Origin of the sequence: Domibacillus aminovorans, assembly GCF_001643235.1 — a bacterium.
Classification (GTDB): Bacteria; Bacillota; Bacilli; order Bacillales; family Domibacillaceae; genus Domibacillus; species Domibacillus aminovorans.
In genome coordinates, this window is record NZ_LQWY01000022.1 from 57,772 (window position 1) to 82,301 (window position 24,530).

Sequence of the window (24,530 nt, forward strand, 5' to 3'; positions counted from 1 at the left end):
TTATAAACGAAGGTGTTAAATTTACGTTATATATGTTAATATATTCTAGGAATTAGTGGTAAATATTTCGAGTGGAGGCAGAAAGGTGAAAAAAAGTTTAATCATTGTTGGGTTAGCATTTTGTATGTTAATTACTCTTTTTGGAGTGAATAGAGTTGCGTATGCGGCGAATTTTGTCGATGTTCCAGATCGAGCGTCAAAAGAAGTGAACTATTTGTCGATAGGTGGAATTGCCAACGGATCGTCGGCGACGATATTTGGTTCTGAAAAAAAAGTAACGCGTATGGAAGCTGCTGCATTCATCGGCCGAGCGCTTCAGCTAGATGGCACAAAGCGTGTTACAAGCTTTAAAGACGTCGGTTCTGGCAGTTTTGCTTCAGGTTATATCCAGTCGGCTGTTGAAAAAGGCATTATTTCCGGCTATGAAGGTGGACGGTTTTTACCGTACAATGAAGTGACACGCGGAGAAATGGCTGTCATGTTATCAAAAGCATTCGGTTATAACTTTGGTGGAAAACTATCTGGTGCTGCGAATGCATTGACATCACGTGGTATTGCAAGTGGAGTGGCAGATGGCTCATTTGGTGTGGATCAGATCATTAAACGGGCAGATTTCGCTGTTTTCCTTGCCCGTGCGATGAACCCGGAATTCCGTACGAAAGAGTTTTCAAGTTTTACGAAAACATTATGGACGAATACAGGTGACTTAAATGTTCGTTCAGGCCCATCTACATCGTATCCTTCTAAAGGAAAGTTAACAAAAGATGTAAAAGTGATCGGTGCGCACGATATTGCAGGCTGGACTTATGTGAAATCAGGCAGCACAATCGGCTTTGTGAGCACAGTTTATTTACGTGACACAGAAACAGCTAGTGCCGCTCAGCCACCGGTGACAGGAGCGGATTCCCGCCTTTCTAGTCAGACGATTATTTTGGATCCGGGTCATGGGGGCAGTGATCCAGGTGCTATCGGATTTGGACTGAGAGAAAAAGATGTGGTGCTTTCGACAAGTTTAAAAGTGAATAAACTGTTAAAGCAAACGCCATTCAACGTGAAAATGACACGTTCAGATGACCGTTTCATTACGATTAATCAGCGTTCTTCTTTTGCAAGAAATAATGGCGGGAATATATTCGTCAGCATTCATGCAAACGCCGCCTCGTCGTCAAGCGCAAACGGGACGGAAACCATTTACTCTTCAGCTGCTAATCCGCATGGTGCAGATAGCAAACTGCTTGCAACAAAAATCCAGAATCGTATGATCGAAGCATGGAAACTGAAAGACCGTAACATAAAGAGTACGAGACAACTAGGCCGCAGTTTGGGTGTTTTAGATAATAATAGCGTGCCGGCCGCTCTCGCAGAACTTGCTTTTATCTCCAATAAAAGTGAGAATGACATGTTAAAATCAGACTACTGGCAGACGGTCATGGCGAAAGCAATTTATGATGGTATTTTAGATTACTATAAGGCAAAAGGCTATCAAGTCGATCCGCTTTACGTAGTAGGAAAATAAGAAGCGATGAAGGTTGTCCCAAAAGTCAGTGAATAACTGATCGGGGCAGCCTTATTTTTGTTTGAAAAGAATAATTTAGCGTTGTGCACGTTACGAAAATACTAATAGTTTTCTGTTTTATCTCCAAAACTTTCAATTTACTTGATAGAATAGATATGCGAATATGGAATAGAAAGGAGATTTTCACATGAAAAAATGGTTTCTAGTAGTAATGGCACTTATGTTGATCAGTCCAACACTTTTGCCGGCGAAAGCAGATGCAGCCGCGGCTGTCTTTGATGATGTTTCGCCAAAGCACCGAGCGTATGAGGCTGTCTGGAGTTTGGACTCAAAACGAGTGTTTGAACCGGATGAAGACGAGATGATTCGTCCAGGAAAGTATGTGACGCGAATGGAAGCAGCGGTAATGCTCTCGCGCATTCTTGGACTGGAACGAAAGACGAATCACGCTGGATTTCGTGATGTAACGGTGCTAAATAAAAATTATGATGAAGTGGCAGCACTAGCAGAACGGAAAATTTTGCAAGGATTTACGGACCGGACAATGCGGCCGAATGATATTTTAACGCGGGCACAAATGGCGAAGTTAATTGTTGATGCGTTTGGTTATGAGCAAAAAACATCGTTTACACTGCCGTTTAAAGATGTGAAAACGTCTAACTGGGCGGCACCTTATATTGAGGCATTAGTCCGTCATAAGGTAACAGCTGGAACGACAACAACAACATTTTCGCCAGATAAAAAGTTGACGCGTGCTGAATTGATGATGTTTTTAGACCGCGCACATAAAGCGAAGCCAGTGAGTGCGTACAATGATCAAGAGATTTTGAGTTTAATTCGGGAAGTGCAAAACAAAGCGTCTTCGATTATTTATCATTATTTATATGTAAACGAACCAAATGGCAGCCGGCCTGCTTTTTCAACGTTTAAACAAGAGTTGACGCCTTTTGCGGAAGGCAAGATGCTTTCGATGATGGAAGAGTATTACAAAGTGACATGCACATATTGTGATTGGATCGTTTATAGTGAAGTATATAATTGGGGTTTGCCATATGAAATTATCGAGCGGAGCAATGGACGTATAACAGTAAAAGTCCGTTACCCGGCAGGCATGGATGAAGCAGCCTCAGAAACATGGACAATTGTGAAGCGGAACGGTCAATGGAAAATGAGTGAGCTTCCTAAATACACAACCGCATATGACGATCCATTTAATTTAACGGTGGCAGAAGCAGAAAAATATTTAATTAGTGCGTATGAAGATATATATAGTTATGAAAAATACCGCGAGTACGTGCAGAACATTTCATATATGAAAACAGATAAAAAGGGACATTACGAATTTTTGATTGAAACAAATGTGGATGATTACTATGTTTCCATCGATCCAAAAACAGCTACTCTGGAAGAATTGTAAAAGACAAATCTGTTAGGTAGAGCCAACTGCATATGCGGTTGGCTTTTTCGTTCTATTTATTCTCCGTTTTGCTTAATATGAACGTCATTTAAAAAATAAAAAATAATGATATAAAATTATTGACGTACATAAATAATATGTGATATTATATTAAATTTGACAAAAAAATAATATGTGATAACCTTAATAGAGATAGCAAATCTGGAGGTGGATTCATTGTTTCAAGTAGGCGATGAAATTTTTTATCCGATGCATGGAGCAGGTGTCATTGAAGCCATAGAAGAAAAGGAAATCCTTGGGGAGAAGAAGCAATACTTTGTGATGACATTTACCATTAATCAATTGCAAGTGATGATTCCATTGGAGAAAATGCAACAGTCATCGATCCGAAGGGCTGTTGATATACGGACAATGGAAAGCATTTTACGCTTTGTTCATCATGGAGAATCTGGAGAATCACTCTCGTATAAGGAGAGATATAAGGTGAACATGGAGAAAATGAAAACAGGTAAAACGAAAGAATGTGCGGAAGTCGTACGCGATTTAACACGTATGGATAAAGAAAAGGCACTGAATTCAAGTGAAAAGGTCATGCTGCGTAATGCAAGAAAATACTTAATTAGTGAAATGGGATTAATTAACGGGATCACGGAAAATGAAGCAACTGATTTATTGAACTATCGAATTGCGAACTAGAAACATCAGGCTGTACGTTTCTTTTGAAATAAATAATCGATTGTGTACTCTTTTTAACAATCAGCCGAAAAGCTTTTTTTTATGTGTATCACCATAAAAGTATAGTCAAGAATGAGAAAAAGCCCTAAAACCGGGCGATTATTTATGCGTCCCGGTTTTAGGGCTTTCTTCGTTAAGCGAGAGTAAGGGTTACGATCACTTATCGGATTCGTCTTTGTTATCTGTCTCTTCATTAAACCATAGTGGATCTTGGTTATCGACTTCACCATTGTAGTTGATCAAGATCTCTTCTCCTGCTTTTATATCTGTGTAAGCATAGAAGTCAAATGTATGGTTATTAAAGTTAATATCATACGTGGCATTCGGCGTATAGGAATGGTTAAACAGCATGCCATAGCCTAATACGAAAGCGGTATGGTTTTGGCCGTATTCAAACGCATAGTCATCAAGAAGTGTTTTTTCGATATGAACGTGCTGCTCATTCGGATACGGAATAACGGGTGCTTCGTGCAGCAACTCACCTTTTGCGATATCACGTTTCGCAAATACTCCTCTATTGAATTCCCCATCGCTGAGCGTGGAAGTTTTAATCTCAATCATGTTCGTCACCTTCGCGTTCTTTTTCCAAAGTATTTGATCTTTTAAGGATGACAGTTGATCCGGCTGAATGCAAGTATTTTCATTTGTTAACAAGAACATTTTTATGGATGTTTCATTTTCTAGAGGAGCATCTTCTGTTAAAACCGGTATAATGAAAAGAAAGATGAAAAAGAAAGGGGGTATCAACATGAACAGTGTAGAATTATGGATCGCGCGTGTCATCGAGCAAGCAGGCTGGATCGCGCCCATTCTTTTTATTTTATTACATTTGCTGCGTCCCATTCTTTTTGTACCGGTCGTCGTCGTTTGTATAGCTGGCGGGTACTTATTTGGATTCGTGAACGGCACATTTTATTCTATCATCGGTTTATCGCTCATGAGCGCGGCTTTTTATAAAGTGGTCAATTTTTTTCCTTCTGTACGCGAGAAGATGTTAACCTTAAAAAGGAAAATGTTAAAAGATCAAAAGGTGACGGTTGGGCAAGTGATGATTTTGCGTATGATGCCCTTTATTCATTTTCATTTATTATCCCTTTATTTAATAGACATGACGAAATCGTACAAAGAGTATATGTATTATTCTGTTTTAGGTATTATCATTCCATCGATGGTGTATACGGCATTTGGTCAATCGATTACCGATATGCCATGGTATATGTCGCTTTTATTTTTAGCCTGTTTAATAGGTTTGTATAGTCTATTGGGAAAATTAAACGAAAAGAGGAAGTTAAAAACAAGGTAGCGAAGGAAAAACCGGATGATCCGGTTTTTCGCTTTTAGTTGGTCTGTTCAACGTGCAGTTCGATCAAATTCCCATCTGGATCCGCGCAGAAAATTTGAGCGAAGCCGCTTTTGCTGTTCGGTTTCTCAAGCACAGAAATGTTATGGCTTTGTAACCAATGAAGCGTTTCACCGTAATCATGAATGCGGAGGGCGAAATGGCCTTCACGGCTTGATAATGATTTGTCAGCGCGAATTGTTTGCGACTTAGGGATAACAAGGAGATGGATTTGCTGCTCACCAGCCGCGAACCAAGCGCCTTCAAAGTCAAAGGGAGGGCGTTTGAGCTCTTGTAAGCATAAAATGTCACGGTAAAATTGTTTCGCTTTTTCAAGATCGGTGACGTTGACGCCGATATGATGGATTCCTTCATATGTAATCAAAATAGAAGCCTCCTTTTTATTTCCATCATAGCATATGTCTTCTCATTGTTCGGCTTTTTTCTTATTCGTTAAGCTAAAAAAGGTATAATAGAAGAATCAAAACGGAAAAGGTGTTTTATTTTATGAAAACGTATATTGTCGTTGGATCAGGTATTCTAGGCGCTTCTACCGCTTATCATCTTGCAAAAGCAGGAGCGAATGTGACATTAGTCGATCGAAAGGATCTGGGACGAGCGACGGATGCAGCGGCAGGGATTGTCTGCCCCTGGCTTTCACAACGCCGTAATCAAGCGTGGTACACATTAGCAAAAAACGGAGCCAAATACTATGCTTCTTTAATTAAGCAATTAGAAGCCGATGGTGAAAGGGATACAGGGTATAGCCGAGTAGGCGCGATTAGCCTTCATAAAGAAGATGGAAAACTGGATCAAATGGAAGAACGGGCATATAAGCGGCGTCACGAAGCCCCGGAAATCGGTGAAATTACTCGTTTAACACCGGCTGCAACGAATCAATTGTTTCCACCTTTAGCCGAGCAATATGGCTCTGTTCATATAAGCGGCGCGGCGCGCGTAAACGGGAGGGCACTCCGTCAGTCTCTTGTGAATGGCGCCAGAAAACAAGGTGCATCTATTCTTCAAGCAGATGCCTCATTAATCTATGAAGACAACATCGTCACAGGTATTAAGGCAGGAGAGAGGACGTTACGATCTGATCATGTGATTGTCACGGCAGGTGCCTGGGCAAACGAGCTGTTGCAGCCGCTCGGTGTTCGTTTTTTAGTAACGCATCAAAAAGCGCAAATCGTTCATCTCCATCTACCGGATACGGATACGAGTAGTTGGCCAGTTGTCATGCCGCCAAATGATCAGTACATTCTTACATTTGAAGGCGGCCGAGTTGTTGTGGGCGCCACACATGAAAATGGAACCGGATTTGATGATCGGGTGACAGCAGGCGGACTACATGAAATTTTTAGTAAATCGTTATCGGTGGCGCCAGGTCTCGCCAATAGCACGATGCTTGAAACGAGGGTAGGATTTAGGCCATTCACACCTGGTTTTCTTCCTGTGATCGGTGCAATGCCTGGTTATAAGGGATTGTTCATTGCGAATGGACTTGGTGCTTCCGGATTAACGGTAGGTCCTTACCTCGGTTCGGAACTGGCTAAGCTTGCTCTTGGCAAACGAACAGAAATCGATCTTCGTCATTATGAGGTAGCTGGAGCCCTTGAATAGTTGAATAAAAGTAAAAGATATATAAGGATGGGGAAATTTGAATAAAAATAGAAAGATACAATCGTTTATTTACACATACGCATTCAGTGAGGAAGAACGTTCGTTATGCCACATGGAAATGCGCTCGCTTTTTGGAATCGAATCCGAGTCGAAGCTTATCAAAAGCACAACCAAAATCGATCCGAGCCGGAGTCCGTTTATAAAGGAGCGGATTGACGTCATGTTTGAAGGGGACGGCCTGCTGGATATTTTAGAGCAAGTTAAGCAGATTCAATTATTTGAAGAGACATTCAAAGTCCTCTTCGTTAAAATTAATGATCTGGATCAATCGGAAAAAATAGAATATGGGGAGCGGCGTGTGATTGAGCGGGAAATAGGCATGCATATTCATGGAGAAGCCGATATTCATCATCCGGATCATCCGTTTGGCATTGTGACAATGGGCGGCCGGTGGTATTTCGGAAAGTATCAGAAAAGCGAATCTGTTTGGTTTCATCACTTGAAAAAACCACGTGAATATTCCACGGCACTTAGCACAAGGGTAGCTAGAGCCGTCGTGAATATTGCCGTTCCGAACCCTCATGGCGTCCGGGCAATTGATCCATGCTGTGGAATCGGGACAGTATTAGTGGAAGCACTCTCTATGGGCATTGACATTGTCGGCCGTGATATCAATCCTCTTGTCACGAGCGGATCAAGGGAGAACATTGCTCATTTCGGGCTCGAAGGTGACGTAACGTTGGGCCCGATCGCCGATGTTTCGAGCAACTATGATGTAGCTATTATTGATTTACCGTACAATCTTTATACGCATGTAACACGAGAAGAACAGTTCTCCATTCTCCAGCATGCGCGCCGTTTTGCTCAAAAAGTGGTCGTAATCACGATCGAAACCATCGATGAGATGATCGAAGAAGCTGGATTTGACATTACAGACCGCTGTGTGGCTAAAAAAAGCTTATTTTCAAGACAAATCATTGTTTGTGAATAACGCCATAAAGGGTTGTCCCAAAAGTCAATAAATAATTGACTGAGGGCAGCTCTATTTTTTTATTTAAAAAATGCTCACTAAAACGAGCCATTCGTCGCGAAAGGTAAGCTTCCATAGCTGAGAAATCAATGAGGAGAGACATTCTTTTTTTAACGATACTTGTGAGGATTTAATCGTAATAATTACGTTTTAAACAACATAACCATGAATGTGCATATATCCAAAATACACACCTGAAAGGATTGAGTAAAAAATGAACGAAGAGTGGAGGGGCAGATGAATCGTTCAGTTCGGACTCATTTACTGGATGTTACAGGATTCATTGTGATTGCAGCAATTACTTATTTCGTTGTTTTTAAAGAGTTGATGAAGGTGGAAGGCATTACATTTCATATTCCGTCCTCTTTTTTGCAGCTAAATACGATTTTTTGGAGTATTTTAATTGAAGCGGTGCCGTTTGTTTTGATTGGCGTGTTAATTGCCGGGTTTATTCAAATTTTTGTGAGCGAAGATCGGATAAAGAAGTGGATTCCGAAAAATCGATTCGCAGCGGTGACGATGAGCTGCGTAATCGGAGCCTGTTTTCCAGCCTGTGAATGCGGAATTGTGCTCGTTGTCCGCCGGCTCGTCGCGAAGGGCGTTCCCATTTATGCTGGTGTCGGGTTTTTATTAACAGGACCGCTTGTTAATCCAATTGTGATTTTTTCCACGTACATGGCGTTCGGAAATGATATAAAGATGGCTGGATTGCGAATGGTAGTCGGTTTTGCAGCGGCGATGATCATCGCTTTAGTCGTGAGCCTGTTTTTTAAAAAGAATCAGCTGAAAGTGCAGCCGTATCAAGAGACGATACGTGAATCGAAACAAAAAGCTTCTTTTTTCGTGCGGATTTGGGACATGCTCAAACATTCCATTGATGAATTTTTTGACATGGGAAAATACTTAATTTTAGGCTCGTTTTTTGCTGCATTTGTTCAAACGTACGTATCTGCTCAATCCCTTTTGCAGGCAGGAGAAGGATGGGTTTCATCGACACTCGTCATGATGGGACTTGCTTACGTCTTATCCCTTTGTTCGGAAGCAGATGCGTTTATCGGTGCCTCCTTCCGTCATATGTTCCCAACGTCTTCCATTCTTGCTTTTTTAATTTATGGTCCAATGATTGACTTGAAAAATACGTTCATGCTGATAAGTGTCTTTAACATGAAATTTGTCATCAGTTTAATTGTATTGATTACGATCACTGTTTTTACATGTGTCAGCTTCTTAACCTGGTTGTAACAGGAGGAAAAAACGCTTATGACATTTCATTTTCAGCAAGCCTTCAGGGCTGTTATATTAGCTGCTTTCGCCTGTTTTATAATGAATCTTCATTTAAATGGGGATATTGAAAAATATGTAAATCCCAAATATGATCTGTTCAGTCAAACCGCCGCTTCCGTATTTTTCTTGCTTTTTTTCATTCAGCTTTTTCGAATATGGAGCAGAAAGAATAAGCATGAACACCATTGTCATCATGGATGCAGTCATGATCACGGTCATTCCAGATCGCCAGTTAAAAAAGTTATTACGTATTCCATTTTGATCTTCCCATTAATAACCGGTTTTTTATTACCACCGCAAACACTAGGTGCGAAGGTTGCAGCTAAAAAAGGGACCGTTTTGACGTCGAAAAGAGCCGAATTTCAAATGCAAGGAGAAACAGAACTTGATCCATCTCTTTATGTTCATGAAGGAGTAGTTGTCGATCGAAAAGAAATAAAGCAAGGAGAATATGAGGAGAACATGAAGCGTTTAGACAACGACCATGTCATCAATATGGAAGATGAGGTGTTTGAACCGTATTACGGGCAGATCAACGCAGAACCTGAAAAATATATCGGCCGAACTGTGAAGATGAAGGGCTTTGTTTATAAAGAGGAAGGTTTTCAATCCAATCAGCTTGCCCTGACGCGATTTTTAATTACGCATTGTATTGCAGATGCAAGCAGTATTGGATTTTTAACGGAGTTTGACGAAGCTTATACAGTAGAACAGGATACATGGCTGGAAATAGAAGGAATAATTAAAGTTACACAGTATGACGGTTTTAAGATGCCGATATTGAAAGTCACTTCATGGAAAATAATATCGGAACCAGATGAGCCATATGTGTATCCGGTGTATATCAAAATAAAATAAAAAACTGTTCCTCTCTTAGCTAAAGAATACGAATACAGCCAAAATCACAGCCTTTCTTTCTTCAAAGGAAAAGGCTTTTTGTTATGTTGATGATAAAACAAATAACAGTATATGCATAATTCAAATAAAAAACCAAAATAATCAAATAATCAACGAGTAAACAGATATTTGTATAGAACGATTTTTTTACGGGCATAACGATAGAGAGAAATTTTTGAAAAGGTGGCTGAAAAAGAATGACATTAAAACTAGTGAAAATTGTCCGCACAAATCCGGTTTATAATAAGTGGTATGAACAAAACTTAAACGAAACGTTTCATGTGATGGATGACGGGAGGGAGAGATATATTGTTATCTGGCCAGCATTTGAGCGCCGAAATCGGCGCAGTATCCCAAAAAGTCTTTGTGAAGTAGTGGAAGGTGAAGAGAACGACGTCCTAAATAATCCCGTTGCACGCGATTATTTAGGAGAATGGGCTCATCCGCTTGAAGGAGAAAAATGGTGAATAATAACAAAACACATTGTGTTCAATGTGTGTAAAATATTAGATAACCCCTAAAAATAATCTATTTGAAGGGGTTTTTTGTCGCCAATAAAAGGATTTATGAAACAAACCGAATTAGGGAAGTCTAGGGGGAGATATTAAAAAAAAGGAGGTTTTACGTGTGCATCGATCGTTTTTATTGTTGCCTTCTTTGATCGCATTCATCTTTCTTTTTACCTCTGTTGTTTTAGCTGAAGAGCAGCCAACGAGAGAGGAGCAACTGAATGCACGGATGGGATATTATATAAAGTATGAGAGCATTATGTTACCGTGGTATTACTTGGCCGCAGTGGATCAGTTTGAACGTAATATTCAACAAGTGCGCACGGACATTCCTGAAAAAGAAGGCGTTATCGCTATTCAATTTTCAGATGAGGTATGGGCAGGGATGCTTAATCCAAATAAAGAAGATACGGTCCCCCGATCCATCACTTTCTTTAACGGAAAAGGACGGGATGGTAATCAAGATGGCATTGCGGATCCGGACAACGATGACGATGTGATGTATACGATGGCTGCCCACTTAAGTGAATATGGACATACAGAAAAAAATGTTAAAAAAGCGTTAATGGATTATTATGGGCGTAAACAAACGGTCAATCAAATTATGACCATTGCGAAAATTTATCAACATTTCCAAAAAATACATTTGGATGAGCATGCTTTTCCTATTCCTGTTGAACATAACTTTAGTTACCGGGGCACATGGGGAGCAAGTAGAGGATGGGGAGGCCGCCGGATACATGAAGGGACCGATTTATTTGCGGATTACGGCGTCCCTGTGCGGGCGACATCATACGGAATCATCGAAATAAAAGGGTGGAATAAATACGGAGGCTGGCGAATTGGTATTCGCGATATTCACAATACGTACCATTATTTCGCTCATTTAGCTTATTTCAGTAAAGAGATTAAAAAAGGAGATATCGTTAAACCGGGGGATGTGATTGGATACGTTGGCAGCTCTGGATACGGAAAAAAAGGGACGTCTGGTCAATTTCCTCCACATCTTCACTATGGCATGTATAAAGATAACGGCCGGAATGAATGGGCATTTGATCCGTATCCATCTCTAAAGCTTTGGGAAAAGCAGGAACGGGAGGCTCGCAAGTAAGCTTCCAAGTATATACACGACGAGAGATCGCTCTTGTCGTGTTTTTTGTATGTGCAGACTTCAACAGATTTAATCATATAAAGGTTTTTTTATTAATAAACTGAATGGAAAACAGGAAGGAAAGCGGGGGTCTAAATGTGAAAATTCATGTAGTGAAGAGAGGGGATTCGTTATGGGGCATATCCCGCCAATATGGAATCAGCACCACCGAGATTGTCAGTGTGAATAGTCTGGAAAATCCTGAAACGCTAGTCATTGGCCAGGCGCTACTCATTCCAGAACCGTATCTTCGCTATACCGTGCAGATAGGGGATACGCTTGCAAACATTGCGGCTTATTATGGAACAACGGTGCAGGAAATCATGCAAACGAATAAGATGACAAATCCAACTAGCCTTTACCCCGGTCAAACCATTGTGATACCGGTGATCTATCATACCGTAAGAGCAGGAGACAGTTATTATAAGATCGCGGCTAGCTATGGAACAACGCCTGAAGCGATTGTACAGGCGAATCAACTAACAACTTCTTCTCGCCTTTATATAGGACAAAGGTTGAAGATTCCGACTGTACCAAAGCCTATCATTGATGTGAATGCTTTCACGTACACATTCGGGCAAACCGGTGCGCAGCAAGTACGTGAAGTGGCTTATGATCTGACTTATATAACTCCATTTGGATATCGAATGAAGGAAGATGGCAGCTTAGAAGGCATTGATGATGGTCCGACGATAGAGGCAGCTCAGTCAACGGGTGTCGTTCCTATCATGGCCATTACCAATTTTTCGAGTACAGAAGCAGGAACCGACCTTGCACACACGATTCTTTCGAGCCCCGATTTAGTGGAAAAAGTATTGACCAATAGTATAAAAGTAATGAAGGATAAAGGGTATAAAGGACTGAATATTGATTTCGAGAATGTGGCACCTGCAGACCGTGAATTCTATAATCGTTTTCTCGAGCGGGCAGTGGACCGTTTGCATCCTGAAGGCTACTTTGTCTCCTCCTCTCTTGCACCAAAAACGAGTGCCAATCAAAAGGGATTATTAGTTGAAGCACACGATTATCCTGCACACGGGCGGATACTTGATTTTACTGTGCTCATGACCTATGAATGGGGGTATCGGAAGGGACCGCCGCAAGCGATTTCCCCGATTGATCAAATAAAACGTGTCCTTGACTACGCTGTGACCGCTATCCCAAGAGATAAAATTTTATTAGGGTTTCAAATTTATGCACGCGACTGGCTCATTCCGCATAAAGAAGGGCAGGAAGCCGAGACATTTGACATGCAGGAAGCGATTAGACGTGCTGTCAAATATAAGGCTGAAATAAAATATGACGAGGTTACTCAGTCTCCACATTACACTTATACAGATGATCAGGGACGCTCCCATGAAGTCTGGTTTGAAGACGCTCGCAGTGCCAAAGCTAAATTTGATTTAGTGAAAACGTACAAGCTTAGAGGTCTCAGTTATTGGGTACTTGGGTATCCTTTTCCTCAAAATTGGGCTCTTCTTGGTGACACCTTTATTGTCCGAAAAAGGTAACGACCCCCCATAAAAAGTTTGTTTTTCTTTTAAAAAATAAGGCAGCGGGTATAATGTTTAAAGAATCTAATTTAAAAAGGATATAGGAGGGGAAAGCAATATGGAAAAAGTTGAAATAGGCGATATTTTTACGTTAATTGATGAGAACGATCAAGAGCAGGAAATCGAAGTGCTTGGAACGATGAATTTAGAGGGGATAGAATACGCGGCTGTCGGATTTGTGGAAGAAATTCAAAAAGAATCGGAAGAAGATATCGATGTCTTCTTTTTAAGAGTGGAAGAGGATGAGCAATTATCCATTATTGAGAGTGATGAGGAATTTGATCAAGTATCTGCTGCGTTTGAAGAAGCAGGAGAAGAATAAAGAGACGAATGGAAATGAGGCTGTCCTAGTCAGTGAATAACTGACTAGGACAGCCTTGTTTTTATTGATAAAAGAGAAAAAGCGTACATACACTTTAGGAAGAGCGGCGATAAGGAGGAAACGTATGGATATTGTTGTGAGAGCGGGCGATTCATTATGGTCTTACAGCCAGTTATTTACTATTCGTCTTCAGCTTATTAAAGATTCGAACAGGGAACTTCAATCGGATCGACTATCAGTCGGACAAAGGATTCGGATTCCAGGTTTTGTTCCGCAAAATTATCGAATAAAGAGTGGAGATTCCCTGTGGCGTATTTCAGAGCACTATAAGATCCCGATTGATGCTATTATGCTGGCAAATCCTGGACTCATTCCTACTCAATTGCAGATCGGGCAAACGATTCATGTACCGCTTCGGGTTACGTGGCGGATTGTACAGGGAAAACAACCGTACGATTATAGTCAAATGATGACGGATCTGAGGCAATTACGAACCGTATATCCGTTTTTACGTGTGCCTTCGATCGGCCGTTCTGTGCTTGGGAAGGAAATACCTGAAGTGACGATTGGAAATGGGATGAAACGGGTTCATTATAATGGTTCATTTCATGCCAATGAATGGATCACAACACCGGTCATCATGACGTTTTTAAATGATTATGTTTTATCACTGATCAATCTACAGCCGATCCGGGGGCTGTCAACCTATCGTTTATATAAAGAAAATTTTTTATCTATTGTGCCGATGGTGAATCCGGATGGTGTAAACCTTGTGTTAAATGGACCGCCTGCGGATGAGCCATGGAAAAGCAAAGTGGTCGAATTAAATAAAGGCAGCGAGGACTTTTCGGGATGGAAAGCTAATATTCGCGGTGTAGATTTAAATGATCAGTTTCCAGCGAAGTGGGAAGAAGAAAGAGCGGATAATCCGAAAGAGCCGGGACCGAGGGATTATGGAGGGGAACGGCCATTATCCGAACCAGAAGCGATCCGGATGGCAGAACTGACACGAAGACGGGATTTTTCCAGAGTGCTCGCTTTTCATACGCAAGGAAAAGTTATTTACTGGGGGTTTGAGAACTTGGAGCCGCCGGAGTCGGAAATCCTCGCCAAAGAATTTGGCCGGGCCAGTGGCTATGAGCCTGTCCAAACGATAGAAAGCTATGCCGGATATAAAGATTGGTTTATCCAGGATTGGCGGAGGCCTGGCTTTACGATTGAGCTTGGCAGTGGAACGAACCCACTCCCAATCACACAATTTGATGAAATTTATCAAGAAGCGCTCGGTATTTTTTTGGCAGGATTGTATATGTAAGGCGTTGACCCGATTCAGTTTTATAAAACGGATGCGATTCTTCCATAAGAAGATCGCTTTTTTTATCAGGTATATGTGACGTCAATTATAGAATTTTTCCTTTCAATAGTCGTACAAGCTATTCCCTCTGAATAAGATGCAAAGACATCATTTTAACGGAGGACTGTTTCATGAATTCAATATTCACCTATATTTTTTTAGGCGTATCTTTAGCCGCACCAATAGGTCCCGTTAATGCTGCGCAATTAGATACGGGAATTAAAAATGGATTTTTTCATGCTTGGATTTTTGGTCTTGGTGCTTTAGCAGCCGAGGTCCTGTATATGATCATGGTTTATGTTGGGGTTGTCCAATTTATTGAATCTCCTTTTATGAAAACACTTCTCTGGTCGTTTGGATGTTTCGTTCTTACGTACACCGGAGTAGAAAGTTTGCTAACGGCCAACAAAATTGAAGTGAATGTAAGAAAGGGAAAGACGATCCCTCTAAGAAGATCGTTATTGTCTGGGTTTTTCATGTCGCTGTTGAATCCATTAACGCTCCTTTTTTGGTTAGGCATATATGGTTCCATTTTGGCAGAAACAACCGAATTATTTACAGGAAGTCAAATCTTTATTTATAGTATCGCTATTATTATTGGGAATCTCTCCTGGGATGTAATGATGGCAACAGTATCCAGTGTCGCACGAAGGTTTTTATCCATGAGGCTATTAAAAATCATTTCCATTCTGTCTTCCTTATCGATGATTGGATTCGGGGTCTACTTTGGCATACAGGCTTATCAGGCGCTATTTTGATCCGCTTAAGCAGGGCTTTCATTCGTCAATAAAATGAAAAACCAATTAAAAAGCAGCATTAGCTCTATAACGGTTGTAATATATTCGTACACTTTTTCAGGCAATTATAAAGAGGTAACAACGGAAAGAATAAGCACGACGTAATCCGAGCATCACTTTTCCCGACTTGGGAGTGTCCTCTTTATTACGGAGATGGATAGCCATTACGCCCATCATTTCAATTCCTCCATAGGCGTAAAAAGCGAACAAAAGAGAGAACTCCAAAACCCGATCCCTCCATTTTGGGAAAACCATTAACAGAATGAGGAAGACCCTCTTTTTCGATATACGTTCCACATGCAGCATTACAGCCGCCGCACGTTTTTTTCTCCATTTTCACGCTACCTCATGAAGACAGGCTCTCACAAGGATGTGGATTTATGTAATTGAAAACGAAAAGAATACTTGCATAATCAAAAGGACCAAACAGCTATTTTAGCTGAATGGTCCTTTTCCTAACAAACGATCAGTCTCTTGAATCAATGGTTTCGATAGGGACGTTTGTTTATCCCATATTACGGTAATACTTTTTTTGCGCTTTCTCTTTTGACTACATGTTCTAAATACGTTAACAGCTGTTCTCTCATATCACTTCTTTGCAGCCCCATTTCCGTGTTTGCTTTTAAGTAACCGAGCTTATCTCCAATATCATAGCGGCTTCCTGCTACTTGCAGGGCATAGATGATTTCGTCACTACACAATTCCCGTAAGGCATCTGTTAATTGAATTTCATTCCCGGCTCCTTTTCGTCCTTTTTGTAAAAGGGGAAAGATCGAAGGCTGTAAAATATATCTTCCCATAATCGCAATGCGTGACGGAGCCTCTAATAAGGAAGGCTTTTCGATTAAATTATGAACCTCACATACATCTCCAATTTGTTCCCCGGGAGCAATAATTCCGTATTTACTCACTTCAGATGGTTCAACCGTTTGGACCCCTATCACATTGGCATGATATTCGTCGTAAACGTCTATTAACTGCTGTAAGGCAGGTTTATCAGACACCATAATATCATCGCCTAAAAGAACTGCAAAAGGTTCCTTCCCAATAAATTGTTGAGCGCATAAAATGGCATGACCCAATCCTAAAGGTTCCTTTTGCCTAATATAGTGAATATTTGCTATGTTGGAAACTTCTTTTAACTCTTTCAAAAGGTCAAATTTTTCTTTTTCAATAAGCGCCTGCTCTAGTTCAATTGACTTATCGAAATGGTCTTCAATGGAGCGTTTATTCCGTCCAGTCACGATAATAATATTTTCGATTCCAGATTGGACTGCTTCTTCAACAATATATTGAATAGCCGGTTTATCAACGATCGGCAACATTTCTTTCGGCTGTGCTTTCGTTACGGGCAGGAATCTTGTACCTAACCCGGCCGCGGGAATAATCGCTTTTTTTATTTTCATGAATGCTCCTTTCAATCTATATGCCCTGTTGCCCGCTGTCTATATAAGATAGTGGGCAACAAGGCACACTAATTAAACTAATACTTGCTGATAAGTTCTTTATCAACCATCGTGTAGCCTCTTGAGTTTTCAAAAACATATTGAATGACTTTTATAAATTCATTTTTCTCCAGTTCATTGAAAACGATTTTGAAAAACAATTTGTTATCTTTTTCATATATGTCTTGAATAACGCCGCCAACTCCTGACAGCTCTGGATTGGAAAGCTCGACCAGATCGCCTAGTTTATATGAATCATTCACAAGATAATCATTTTTGTACAAAATAATTTGATTGATCGACATTTGGTAGATATTAAAGGTCGAATGACTTTTTTCAGACAAGTTGGATAACCAAACGTGAGAATTGGTGAATGTAATGTTTTCTTCACCATCCGGTTTTGGTCGTTCCATGCAGACAAGAATACTGACAAAGATACTACTAATGTTGTAGCAGCACCAAATTAAATTTACAATGATAGAGGAATAAGAATACATATCGTAATACATCTTATATAAACCGAAGATGATCGCTGAGATGGACAGAATAAATAGGATGATGTGAGGTAGAGCGAGCGTAAAGTGAAAGTATTTGGAATCGGTCTTTTTCTCTTTTGACGTAACATTAAAATCGAGCTGTCTTTTCAAGAAAAATTCAGCGAAAGCGGCTTTAGCGAGATAAGGTGCTAACGATACTTCATATATATTCGCCCAGTACATCGTTCGATGGTTTTGAGAGAGCAGCTTAAAAATCAAGAATGATGCGATAAGAGAGGGACCTGCAAATAAAAGTAAATCATAAACATTTGTTGAAACGAACGGAATGCCCGTTAGCAGAAATATAATCGGTGCGATGATAAACATAAGCTTTTGAAGACCACAAAACCAATAGAGGATGCCACTGAAATAAATAAGGCGCTGCGGTACGTTTAGTCCTTTTAGTTTTGTAGGACCCCATTTTTTCATCACTTGAATATTGCCTCGTGCCCACCGTTTTCGCTGCTTCACTAAATCACCAAACGTATCGACACTCATTCCGAACACTAACGGTTCATTGACGAAGACCGTTTCATAGCCTTTTGCTTGAATGATAATGCCTGTCGCCAAATCTTCTGTTATACTTCCGGTTGGAAATCCGCCAATATCTTCGACTGTACTTCTTCGGAACACCGCATTTGTTCCAACATGCAGCACGACGTTAAAAGCAGCCCGGCCAGCTTCAACAAACCGCATAAAGAAATCTTGCTCATTCGGTATTTCTTTAAAGTATCGCAAGTTATTTTGAAAAGGATCGGAGTTATAAAATACTTGCGGAGTTTGGACAAATCCGACATTTTTCTTGGTGAAATACCCCATCGTTCTTCGTAAAAAATAACTTTTCGGAATCATATCCGCATCCAGCAGCATGACAAATTCCCCGTTTGTTTTGTTAAAAGCATTATTTAAATTACCGGCTTTTGCATGTTCATTGGATTCACGGGTGATGTAGCCTACATCAAACTCTTCGGCAAGCAATTTAATTTCTTCTCTGTTCCCATCATCACAAATATAGATGGATAATTTCGAAGCGGGGTACTTTAACGACTTACAGCCCGCAACGGTTTTTTTGAGTACATCGGCTGGCTCATTATACGTAGCGATAAATACATCAACAGTAGGGGAAGTGCGAAATAAGTCCATGCTTTTAAACTGAATTTTATACTCCTTTAAAAATGTTAAACGAAAAACGTTGGACTGAAAAAAATCAACAAATTCAGATAAAAATAAAACAACGCCAAGGATGATGGTTAAGGTACTGAACATTGGAATGGTTTCTAAACCTCGCCATAAAATGTACGCGGAGTTACAGAGGACAGCCGTGAGAATGAAAAACAGTTTAAATTTTTTCCATTTACAGGCTAACAAATACAAGAGGAATAACAACAATACGATGAGGATGGTCAAAATGACTTTCGCATTCATATTCGTTACTTGCATTGCAACTTCCATTCCGATTCCCCCAGTTTATGAGGCGGCCCAGCCGTCATAGCCACTTGGCCTTAGACCTGTAACTTTGCGTCCTAACCTTTCGATTAGTTTGCCTTTATCTGAATTTTTAATCTTAAAATAATGATACTATCCCTCTTTCAAGTTAAATGTATGAAAGGGCGCTCGTTCTTATTCAGATGAAATCTAAAGAAGCAATTGTATAATAAAAAGGACAGAACAGCAATATTGACTGATCCGCCGCTCATTTAGATTTTAAACTGAAAAGAATGAGTAAAATCCCGCTTATGAGGCAAATGCTTTTTGTTAAAGGGATTTTTTCTGCGAGGCCCGCTATGCCTATTCCGGTCGTGACGATCAAAATAAAAGGACCGACTAAGGCAAGTAAACTGTTGATATAAAAAGCTTTTTCTAAATCATTCAATTTAAGCATCAACATCGCAGCAGTTATCTCGATACTACCAGAAATAAGTCTCAATACAATCATGAAGAGAAGTGCTTTTTCAATAAAAAGGACCATCTTATCACCCTTAGACATCTATTTATTCATCATCTATATGCATTTAGCGGGTGAACTAGATCCATGAAAATGAATAAAGCAGCAAATGAAAACGTTCAGTGATCATAGTGAACTATTCCATTTTAGTAGGTTGAAAAGATGAGACGTACGTTCATTATAATCGCTCATTTGCAGCACTTGGTGGGAGATTTTTGAATTCAGCATGGATCAATTAGTCGGACTGACTTCTCAAAGCGGAGGAAATACAGACACAATGACGGATTGAATGGCAGATACTGTCGACAGATTTCTTGTGGTGGCACGGGCAGGATGGCGGAGAAAGAGAGAGCAAGATCTACACTTTCTTGAATGTAGAAGTTTCAAGAAAGTATTTTTATTCGTTGAAAACGAGTAAAATGAATAGTGCTTCGATATGTTTTGATCAATGCGGGGAGATGAAAAGAACTAAATGGCTTCTTCTGTTTTTACCATTATTTTTAATACAGTTTTACAATTAGTTGCTTTAATAGGATTTATTTTCGTAATTGGATTTATGCTGGATTTTTTACAAAAACAATCGGTTACGTATTTATACCGAACGTTTAATAAGAAAGGCTATTTAGTAACGGCCTGGATCGGCACACCTATCCATGAATTCGGACATGTCATCATGTGCCTGCTATTTAGACATCGGATTAAAAAGGTACAATGGGTTCCAACTAGAGGGGATATACATTATTTAGGTTTTGTGGAGCATAGCTACAACCCGAGAAGTCTGTATCAGAAAATAGGCAACTTTTTTATCGGGATCGGTCCTTTTATTTCAGGCGTAGTGTCATTAATAATTCTTATGTACTGTTTCGTTCCTGAATCCTATCGCCTCTATACAGCTTATTTAGAAAATCAAGTTCAGCCAGAACAAATAAGCCTCGATATGGTGAAGAGTGTGTTACTATCTTCGGGTGTATTGTTTCAAAGCTTGTTCACCATAGGAAATATCGTGAATCCGTTATTCTGGCTATTTATTTTCTTTGCCATAAGCATATCGACACATATCGCTTTAAGCAAAGAAGATATAAAAGGGGCCGCAACGGGAATTTCTTCCGTATTCATTGTATTGCTAACTTTCAATTTACTCGGGGCTTTTTTCCATTTTGACAGCAGTAAAATGATTTTTACCCTTACAAGCTATCATGCGTATACAATGGCTTTTGCCAGTTTAGCTATTTTGTTTTCTTGTGTCACTTTATGTATTTGTTTTATACTTTACATCGTAATGCATAAAGTTAAACGGCGTTAACTGAAAAATAAAGAGCTGCGACCCGTAGCTCTTTATTTATTTGAAATTCTTATAGAGTACCTTCATAGTAATTTGTCAGCCCACTTTTCTTCGGCCAATTCACCGTTTATTTTAACGCCTATTTCATATCCCTGTTCCGCCGCCCCGATCAAGCTTGTGAATGAATTTTTAGCATCTCCGACAATAGAGAGCCCTTTAATATTTGTTTGGCCATGATCACCTGTTTCATACTCACCATTCTCATTTAAAGGAACACCAAGAAGCGCAGGAATCATGGAAGCCTGCTGCTCATTGGTCGTTACCCAAAATCCGCCTTTACGACGGACTGCATCCCCATTTTGCAAGATAATTCTATCTAGATTTCCTTTTGTTGATTGGAATTCGATGATGGGGGATTCAATCAGCGGAATGTTATGTTGAATGAGTTCTTGTTTTTCTTCTTTCGTTATATCAGCTGTTCCATTTGTAAAAGCGATTAAATCTTCACTCCAGTTGTAAATGAGTTTTATAAAAGGCAATAGACCTTTTCCGTTTCCAAATACAGCTAAAGGCTCATTTCTTCGTTCCCAGCCGTCACAGTAAGGACAGTGAAAAACCGTTTTTCCGTACACCTCTTGGAGCCCATCAATGGCCGGTAAATGATCTTTCATACCGGTGCCGAAAACGATCTTTTTGCTTACCATTGTTTTTCCGCTTTTTGTTGTTGTGATGAAAACATTGTTTTTTTTCTCGACTTTTTCGATGAAATCTTCTGTAATTTTAACATTTTGATACTTTGTTAGCTGTTCATGCGCAATTTTTCTAAGTTCTGATGGTTTTATCCCATCTCTAGTCAGAAAACCGTGTGAAGCAGCCGTTACAAAGTTTCTTGGTCTTCCATCATCAATGACTGTCACATTTTTCAAAGATCTACCTAAAACAAGGGCGGCACTTAATCCGGCCGGGCCGCCTCCTGCAATCACAACATCCAGAATGTTAATTTCTCTTTTTTTCTTCAAATTTATTCAATTCCCTTTTTTATATCGTCCATTAAGTAATTGACAAACGTATCGTCATTTACAAGCGAGACTGCATAATTTCGTTTTAAGAAATGTTCCCCTTCATCAAAACTTGTAAAGGTCTGATCCATTTTTGTTTTATTCTGTACAATTGCCCAGTCAAGATCGTTTACTGGATAAAGAAGAAAGACCTCTTCCATCCGGTTTTTATACAGCGAACCGAACGAGGACCGTTTCATGTTATAACGATTTCGTTTTGCATCTTCCTGCAATGGTTCAAGATGAAACGTATCTTTCACAAACTGATTATAAGCTTCATCAGTTAAAGAGCAGCCTGCTGCTTTTGCATGCCCGCCTCCACCAAAATGACCAGCCACTTCAGACACATCAATATGATCGTGGATCGTTCGAAATCCTACTCGTTTTCCACCCATATTTAAAATAGCGATGTAATCAAGATGCGGATATTCTTTGCCAAGTTCATTTCCAAGCTCTGAGTGATAGGATTCCGCATAAACGATACCTGTAAAATGGCCGCCCATTTGAATTTGAACGAGTTCCCGCTTTTTCCGGCGGATATAGCGTTCGATTTTATTTTCTTCCATATCTAGCAGTTTCTTTTCAAACTCATCAAAGCGGAAATGATCGTTTGATGTAAGTCGATGGAGCATTTTTTCCTCAAATTCTTCAATCGAAAGTAAAAAGAAGAGAGCGTTGAGCCGTCTTGCTTCCTGGTTGTTATTTTTCTCCCACTCCCACGTATCATACTGTCTAACGAGTTCTACAAATTCTGCTGTGACGTTTGATGGCTTCATTAGTTGATGAGTAACAAGATATTCATAAAATAAAGAAGTCGCTGAAGTTAAATGTCCTTCGGCGTCCTCCACCGCTACATGCCCCCATTTATAACGGTTAAAATGCAGAGCCGTTTTATGGTGATCAAGCAGTTGTATGTTTCCTCCGGCTTGATAAAAAGCATCCAGTCTTTCTTCATTTTCTTCATTTACAGACAAATCTGTAATAATTAAGGATATATTTTTATCATTATTTTCCAAAAACCATTCGACTTCACGATTGAGACTTGAAATGGAATTGTAGCGGACTTTCACCTGATCCCCAAAAGCGAGCTTTGCTAAAATACCGCATCCGACTCCATCTAAATCATTATGAGACAACAGTTTATACATGTCTTCACCTCAGAATGTAGTATGCTTTCAAAAAGTGAAAATTATTGATAAAACAAATATGTAAACAAAAAAAGGCATCTTCAAGAATGAAGATGCCAACTGTTATAATGTAAATCTGCCTTCTAAATCATCAAACCCTTGGTCGTTATGTTTTCTTATTTCGAAAGTAAAGCCATCATGAGAAAACACACTGACTTTATAGCTTTCACCAAAATGTCCTTTTACATCGTAGATAAATCCAATGTAGCTAGCTCCTTCTCCCGGTAAAAACTCTTCCTCAATAAAATGAACTTCATTATAGAAAAATTCTCCATGTAATAATTTCTGTGTGATTTTTTCTACTGAATTTAACAACTGACGTGTCATTTTTACTGCTACTGCATTCATCTAATTCATTCATCCTATTCTTTTTTTAATAGTTTATTCTAATCAAAGTTTCGTTTTCGATTTAAGTTGATATAATTTGATTATCATATATAAGCAGTATTTAATCAAAGCGAATGTAAGCGGAAACATTGATGGTGTAAACGGTAACATTGACAATGAAAGCGCACAACATGAGCCATTTTCTCATCCATTCATCTTTTTTTGCATAATATCTCTCATTTTCGAAAAAAGGGAAGAGATAAGAGCACCACTTTAAGAAAAACGATGTATGTTTCTCTATTTAATGCTGCATGAAGACAGGGCATTTTATATCTTGACAAGATAGAATAGCTGTTATAGTCCAGAGTTAATCTGATATGATGATGTACAACGATAAAATGAAAAAAGAGGGATGATCAAAGTGAAAGAAACGATTATTTTTTTACATGGGGTTGTTGGAAATAAGAATGCGTTTAAAACCGAAATGGACAAGCTAAAAGATCAATACAATTTGATTGCCTACAACTTTTATGATCCGAATACGTTAGGACAAGATCATCCCTTTTCTTTAGAGCTCTTGCTCGAACAGCTCTATACTCACTATAAAAACAATGGATTAGCAGCCGCTCATATATGTACATTAAGTTTTGGGTGTATACCTGCAATGGCTTTTGCTAAAAAATATCCGGATATGGTTACAAGTTTAACATTTGTCGGAGGATACTTTTGCAATGTCCCCTCAAAATTGCATATGAAACGTGCTCAACTATATAAAGAAAAACAAGAATTTGACTATATGACATGGTTGAAGCGATATGCGAAATCATTAAATCCAAATAAAAAACAAATACCGGAAGACTCAGAAGCTATTTTTGTTAAACATGCTCTGATGCTCCATCCTAATGTTCTTGAAAAAGCTATTCAGATACAACTTGAGTTCGATACAAGAAAAGTATTGAAAGGAATGAATTTACCCATTTTATGGGTGATGGGAGAATATGATAAATTGTATAAAGAAACGCTTTTAGAATTAAAGCACTATGTTCCTCAAATTGAATATAAAGAGCTGGAAAAGGCGGGTCATGCCGCACATATCCATCAGCCAGAACAGTTTATGTCTGTATTTAAACCATTTCTTAAAAAAAAAGAAATAAAAGTTTAGATGACATGTAAATTATTATATTGAAAAAGAACTACATGCCGCTCATATATGTACGTTATAAT

At 39.5% G+C, this 24,530-nt stretch carries 25 protein-coding genes and 1 riboswitch; of the genes, 17 read left to right on the forward strand and 8 right to left on the reverse strand.

Translation table 11 applies throughout. From position 1 onward, the window contains the following. Positions 1 to 85: 85 nt before the first annotated feature. From AWH49_RS09585 to AWH49_RS09595, 3 genes are all read left to right on the forward strand, one after another. Positions 86 to 1,516 carry an N-acetylmuramoyl-L-alanine amidase gene (locus AWH49_RS09585; RefSeq protein ID WP_063965514.1) on the forward strand — a complete coding sequence of 477 codons (1,431 nt, stop codon included), beginning with the start codon at positions 86 to 88 and terminating at the stop codon, positions 1,514 to 1,516. Between the two features lie 187 nt (positions 1,517 to 1,703). Next, on the forward strand, positions 1,704 to 2,933 hold the full coding sequence (locus AWH49_RS09590) for an S-layer homology domain-containing protein (RefSeq protein WP_063965515.1): 1,230 nt from the start codon (positions 1,704 to 1,706) through the stop codon (positions 2,931 to 2,933). Between the two features lie 201 nt (positions 2,934 to 3,134). Further along, positions 3,135 to 3,629 (forward strand): CarD family transcriptional regulator, encoded by a 495-nt coding sequence (locus tag AWH49_RS09595; protein ID WP_051927882.1) that lies wholly within the window; start codon positions 3,135 to 3,137, stop codon positions 3,627 to 3,629. Between the two features lie 195 nt (positions 3,630 to 3,824). Here AWH49_RS09595 and AWH49_RS09600 read toward each other — a convergent pair whose 3' ends face one another. Further along, positions 3,825 to 4,229 carry an SET domain-containing protein gene (locus AWH49_RS09600; protein ID WP_026221654.1) on the reverse strand — a complete coding sequence of 135 codons (405 nt, stop codon included), beginning with the start codon at positions 4,227 to 4,229 and terminating at the stop codon, positions 3,825 to 3,827. 187 nt (positions 4,230 to 4,416) lie between these two features. Between AWH49_RS09600 and AWH49_RS09605 the strand changes: the two genes are divergently transcribed. Continuing rightward, the gene (locus tag AWH49_RS09605; RefSeq protein ID WP_034287046.1) at positions 4,417 to 4,971 is read left to right on the forward strand and encodes a TVP38/TMEM64 family protein; all 555 of its coding nucleotides are present in this window, start codon (positions 4,417 to 4,419) and stop codon (positions 4,969 to 4,971) included. A gap of 34 nt (positions 4,972 to 5,005) precedes the next feature. Here AWH49_RS09605 and AWH49_RS09610 read toward each other — a convergent pair whose 3' ends face one another. After that, positions 5,006 to 5,392 (reverse strand): VOC family protein, encoded by a 387-nt coding sequence (locus AWH49_RS09610; protein WP_034287044.1) that lies wholly within the window; start codon positions 5,390 to 5,392, stop codon positions 5,006 to 5,008. Positions 5,393 to 5,514: 122 nt separating this feature from the next. On the opposite strand from AWH49_RS09610, the gene AWH49_RS09615 reads away from it, so the two are divergent. The 10 genes from AWH49_RS09615 (at position 5,515) to AWH49_RS09660 (ending at position 15,487) form a co-directional block, all read left to right on the forward strand. Beyond that, a complete protein-coding gene (locus AWH49_RS09615; RefSeq protein WP_063965516.1) occupies positions 5,515 to 6,630 on the forward strand; it encodes an NAD(P)/FAD-dependent oxidoreductase in 1,116 nt (371 codons plus the stop codon). 37 nt (positions 6,631 to 6,667) lie between these two features. Further along, a complete protein-coding gene (locus tag AWH49_RS09620; protein WP_063965517.1) occupies positions 6,668 to 7,621 on the forward strand; it encodes a TRM11 family SAM-dependent methyltransferase in 954 nt (317 codons plus the stop codon). A 276-nt stretch (positions 7,622 to 7,897) separates the two neighbouring features. After that, positions 7,898 to 8,902, forward strand: a complete 1,005-nt coding sequence (locus AWH49_RS09625) for a permease (protein WP_063965518.1) — start codon at positions 7,898 to 7,900, stop codon at positions 8,900 to 8,902. An 18-nt stretch (positions 8,903 to 8,920) separates the two neighbouring features. Beyond that, complete coding sequence (locus tag AWH49_RS09630) at positions 8,921 to 9,802, forward strand: TIGR03943 family putative permease subunit (RefSeq protein WP_063965519.1); 882 nt, start codon at positions 8,921 to 8,923, stop codon at positions 9,800 to 9,802. Between the two features lie 236 nt (positions 9,803 to 10,038). Next, positions 10,039 to 10,308: a hypothetical protein gene (locus AWH49_RS09635; protein ID WP_034287032.1), complete on the forward strand. Its 270-nt coding sequence runs from the start codon at positions 10,039 to 10,041 to the stop codon at positions 10,306 to 10,308. Between the two features lie 160 nt (positions 10,309 to 10,468). Further along, a complete protein-coding gene (locus AWH49_RS09640; RefSeq protein ID WP_063965520.1) occupies positions 10,469 to 11,461 on the forward strand; it encodes a M23 family metallopeptidase in 993 nt (330 codons plus the stop codon). Positions 11,462 to 11,598: 137 nt separating this feature from the next. Beyond that, positions 11,599 to 13,011, forward strand: a complete 1,413-nt coding sequence (locus AWH49_RS09645; RefSeq protein ID WP_063965521.1) for a LysM peptidoglycan-binding domain-containing protein — start codon at positions 11,599 to 11,601, stop codon at positions 13,009 to 13,011. A gap of 100 nt (positions 13,012 to 13,111) precedes the next feature. Beyond that, a complete protein-coding gene (locus AWH49_RS09650) occupies positions 13,112 to 13,375 on the forward strand; it encodes a DUF1292 domain-containing protein (protein WP_063965522.1) in 264 nt (87 codons plus the stop codon). Between the two features lie 124 nt (positions 13,376 to 13,499). Next, positions 13,500 to 14,690: a M14 family metallopeptidase gene (locus AWH49_RS09655; protein ID WP_063965523.1), complete on the forward strand. Its 1,191-nt coding sequence runs from the start codon at positions 13,500 to 13,502 to the stop codon at positions 14,688 to 14,690. Positions 14,691 to 14,860: 170 nt separating this feature from the next. Continuing rightward, entirely contained in the window at positions 14,861 to 15,487 is a 627-nt protein-coding gene (locus AWH49_RS09660; protein WP_018393512.1) for a LysE family transporter, read from the forward strand. Positions 15,488 to 16,041: 554 nt separating this feature from the next. On the opposite strand, the gene galU is transcribed toward AWH49_RS09660, so the two are convergent. The 3 genes from galU to AWH49_RS09675 form a co-directional block, all read right to left on the reverse strand. After that, positions 16,042 to 16,932 (reverse strand): UTP--glucose-1-phosphate uridylyltransferase GalU, encoded by an 891-nt coding sequence (gene galU, locus AWH49_RS09665; protein ID WP_063965524.1) that lies wholly within the window; start codon positions 16,930 to 16,932, stop codon positions 16,042 to 16,044. 77 nt (positions 16,933 to 17,009) lie between these two features. Next, on the reverse strand, positions 17,010 to 18,959 hold the full coding sequence (locus tag AWH49_RS09670; RefSeq protein ID WP_063965525.1) for a glycosyltransferase family 2 protein: 1,950 nt from the start codon (positions 18,957 to 18,959) through the stop codon (positions 17,010 to 17,012). An 18-nt stretch (positions 18,960 to 18,977) separates the two neighbouring features. Continuing rightward, positions 18,978 to 19,062, reverse strand: a riboswitch (cyclic di-GMP riboswitch). A gap of 138 nt (positions 19,063 to 19,200) precedes the next feature. Beyond that, on the reverse strand, positions 19,201 to 19,476 hold the full coding sequence (locus AWH49_RS09675; RefSeq protein WP_018393509.1) for a YqhV family protein: 276 nt from the start codon (positions 19,474 to 19,476) through the stop codon (positions 19,201 to 19,203). Positions 19,477 to 19,642: 166 nt separating this feature from the next. On the opposite strand from AWH49_RS09675, the gene AWH49_RS21445 reads away from it, so the two are divergent. Both AWH49_RS21445 and AWH49_RS09680 read left to right on the forward strand, forming a co-directional pair. Beyond that, positions 19,643 to 19,741, forward strand: a complete 99-nt coding sequence (locus tag AWH49_RS21445; RefSeq protein WP_483294784.1) for a DUF2238 domain-containing protein — start codon at positions 19,643 to 19,645, stop codon at positions 19,739 to 19,741. 183 nt (positions 19,742 to 19,924) lie between these two features. Then, positions 19,925 to 20,755: a hypothetical protein gene (locus AWH49_RS09680; protein WP_063965526.1), complete on the forward strand. Its 831-nt coding sequence runs from the start codon at positions 19,925 to 19,927 to the stop codon at positions 20,753 to 20,755. Between the two features lie 62 nt (positions 20,756 to 20,817). Here AWH49_RS09680 and AWH49_RS09685 read toward each other — a convergent pair whose 3' ends face one another. From AWH49_RS09685 to AWH49_RS09695, 3 genes are all read right to left on the reverse strand, one after another. Continuing rightward, entirely contained in the window at positions 20,818 to 21,753 is a 936-nt protein-coding gene (locus AWH49_RS09685; RefSeq protein WP_063965527.1) for an NAD(P)/FAD-dependent oxidoreductase, read from the reverse strand. A gap of 2 nt (positions 21,754 to 21,755) precedes the next feature. Next, the gene (locus AWH49_RS09690) at positions 21,756 to 22,940 is read right to left on the reverse strand and encodes a DHH family phosphoesterase (RefSeq protein ID WP_063965528.1); all 1,185 of its coding nucleotides are present in this window, start codon (positions 22,938 to 22,940) and stop codon (positions 21,756 to 21,758) included. A 102-nt stretch (positions 22,941 to 23,042) separates the two neighbouring features. Continuing rightward, positions 23,043 to 23,327, reverse strand: coding sequence for a hypothetical protein (locus AWH49_RS09695; RefSeq protein WP_063965529.1), 285 nt, complete (start codon positions 23,325 to 23,327; stop codon positions 23,043 to 23,045). A 391-nt stretch (positions 23,328 to 23,718) separates the two neighbouring features. Between AWH49_RS09695 and AWH49_RS09700 the strand changes: the two genes are divergently transcribed. Next, positions 23,719 to 24,468, forward strand: a complete 750-nt coding sequence (locus AWH49_RS09700) for an alpha/beta fold hydrolase (protein WP_063965530.1) — start codon at positions 23,719 to 23,721, stop codon at positions 24,466 to 24,468. Positions 24,469 to 24,530: the final 62 nt, after the last annotated feature.

Excerpts from the sequence above, each read along its gene's own strand:
- AWH49_RS09590 (WP_063965515.1), top strand. The coding sequence starts at position 1,704 with ATGAAAAAATGGTTTCTAGTAGTAATGGCACTTATGTTGATCAGTCCA.
- AWH49_RS09600 (WP_026221654.1), bottom strand. The coding sequence starts at position 4,229 with ATGATTGAGATTAAAACTTCCACGCTCAGCGATGGGGAATTCAATAGA.
- AWH49_RS09605 (WP_034287046.1), top strand. The coding sequence starts at position 4,417 with ATGAACAGTGTAGAATTATGGATCGCGCGTGTCATCGAGCAAGCAGGC.
- AWH49_RS09615 (WP_063965516.1), top strand. The coding sequence starts at position 5,515 with ATGAAAACGTATATTGTCGTTGGATCAGGTATTCTAGGCGCTTCTACC.
- AWH49_RS09625 (WP_063965518.1), top strand. The coding sequence starts at position 7,898 with ATGAATCGTTCAGTTCGGACTCATTTACTGGATGTTACAGGATTCATT.
- AWH49_RS09630 (WP_063965519.1), top strand. The coding sequence starts at position 8,921 with ATGACATTTCATTTTCAGCAAGCCTTCAGGGCTGTTATATTAGCTGCT.
- AWH49_RS09635 (WP_034287032.1), top strand. The coding sequence starts at position 10,039 with ATGACATTAAAACTAGTGAAAATTGTCCGCACAAATCCGGTTTATAAT.
- AWH49_RS09650 (WP_063965522.1), top strand. The coding sequence starts at position 13,112 with ATGGAAAAAGTTGAAATAGGCGATATTTTTACGTTAATTGATGAGAAC.
- AWH49_RS09655 (WP_063965523.1), top strand. The coding sequence starts at position 13,500 with ATGGATATTGTTGTGAGAGCGGGCGATTCATTATGGTCTTACAGCCAG.
- AWH49_RS09660 (WP_018393512.1), top strand. The coding sequence starts at position 14,861 with ATGAATTCAATATTCACCTATATTTTTTTAGGCGTATCTTTAGCCGCA.
- galU (WP_063965524.1), bottom strand. The coding sequence starts at position 16,932 with ATGAAAATAAAAAAAGCGATTATTCCCGCGGCCGGGTTAGGTACAAGA.
- AWH49_RS09670 (WP_063965525.1), bottom strand. The coding sequence starts at position 18,959 with ATGGAAGTTGCAATGCAAGTAACGAATATGAATGCGAAAGTCATTTTG.
- AWH49_RS09675 (WP_018393509.1), bottom strand. The coding sequence starts at position 19,476 with ATGGTCCTTTTTATTGAAAAAGCACTTCTCTTCATGATTGTATTGAGA.
- AWH49_RS09680 (WP_063965526.1), top strand. The coding sequence starts at position 19,925 with ATGGCTTCTTCTGTTTTTACCATTATTTTTAATACAGTTTTACAATTA.
- AWH49_RS09690 (WP_063965528.1), bottom strand. The coding sequence starts at position 22,940 with ATGTATAAACTGTTGTCTCATAATGATTTAGATGGAGTCGGATGCGGT.
- AWH49_RS09695 (WP_063965529.1), bottom strand. The coding sequence starts at position 23,327 with ATGAATGCAGTAGCAGTAAAAATGACACGTCAGTTGTTAAATTCAGTA.
- AWH49_RS09700 (WP_063965530.1), top strand. The coding sequence starts at position 23,719 with ATGATCAAAGTGAAAGAAACGATTATTTTTTTACATGGGGTTGTTGGA.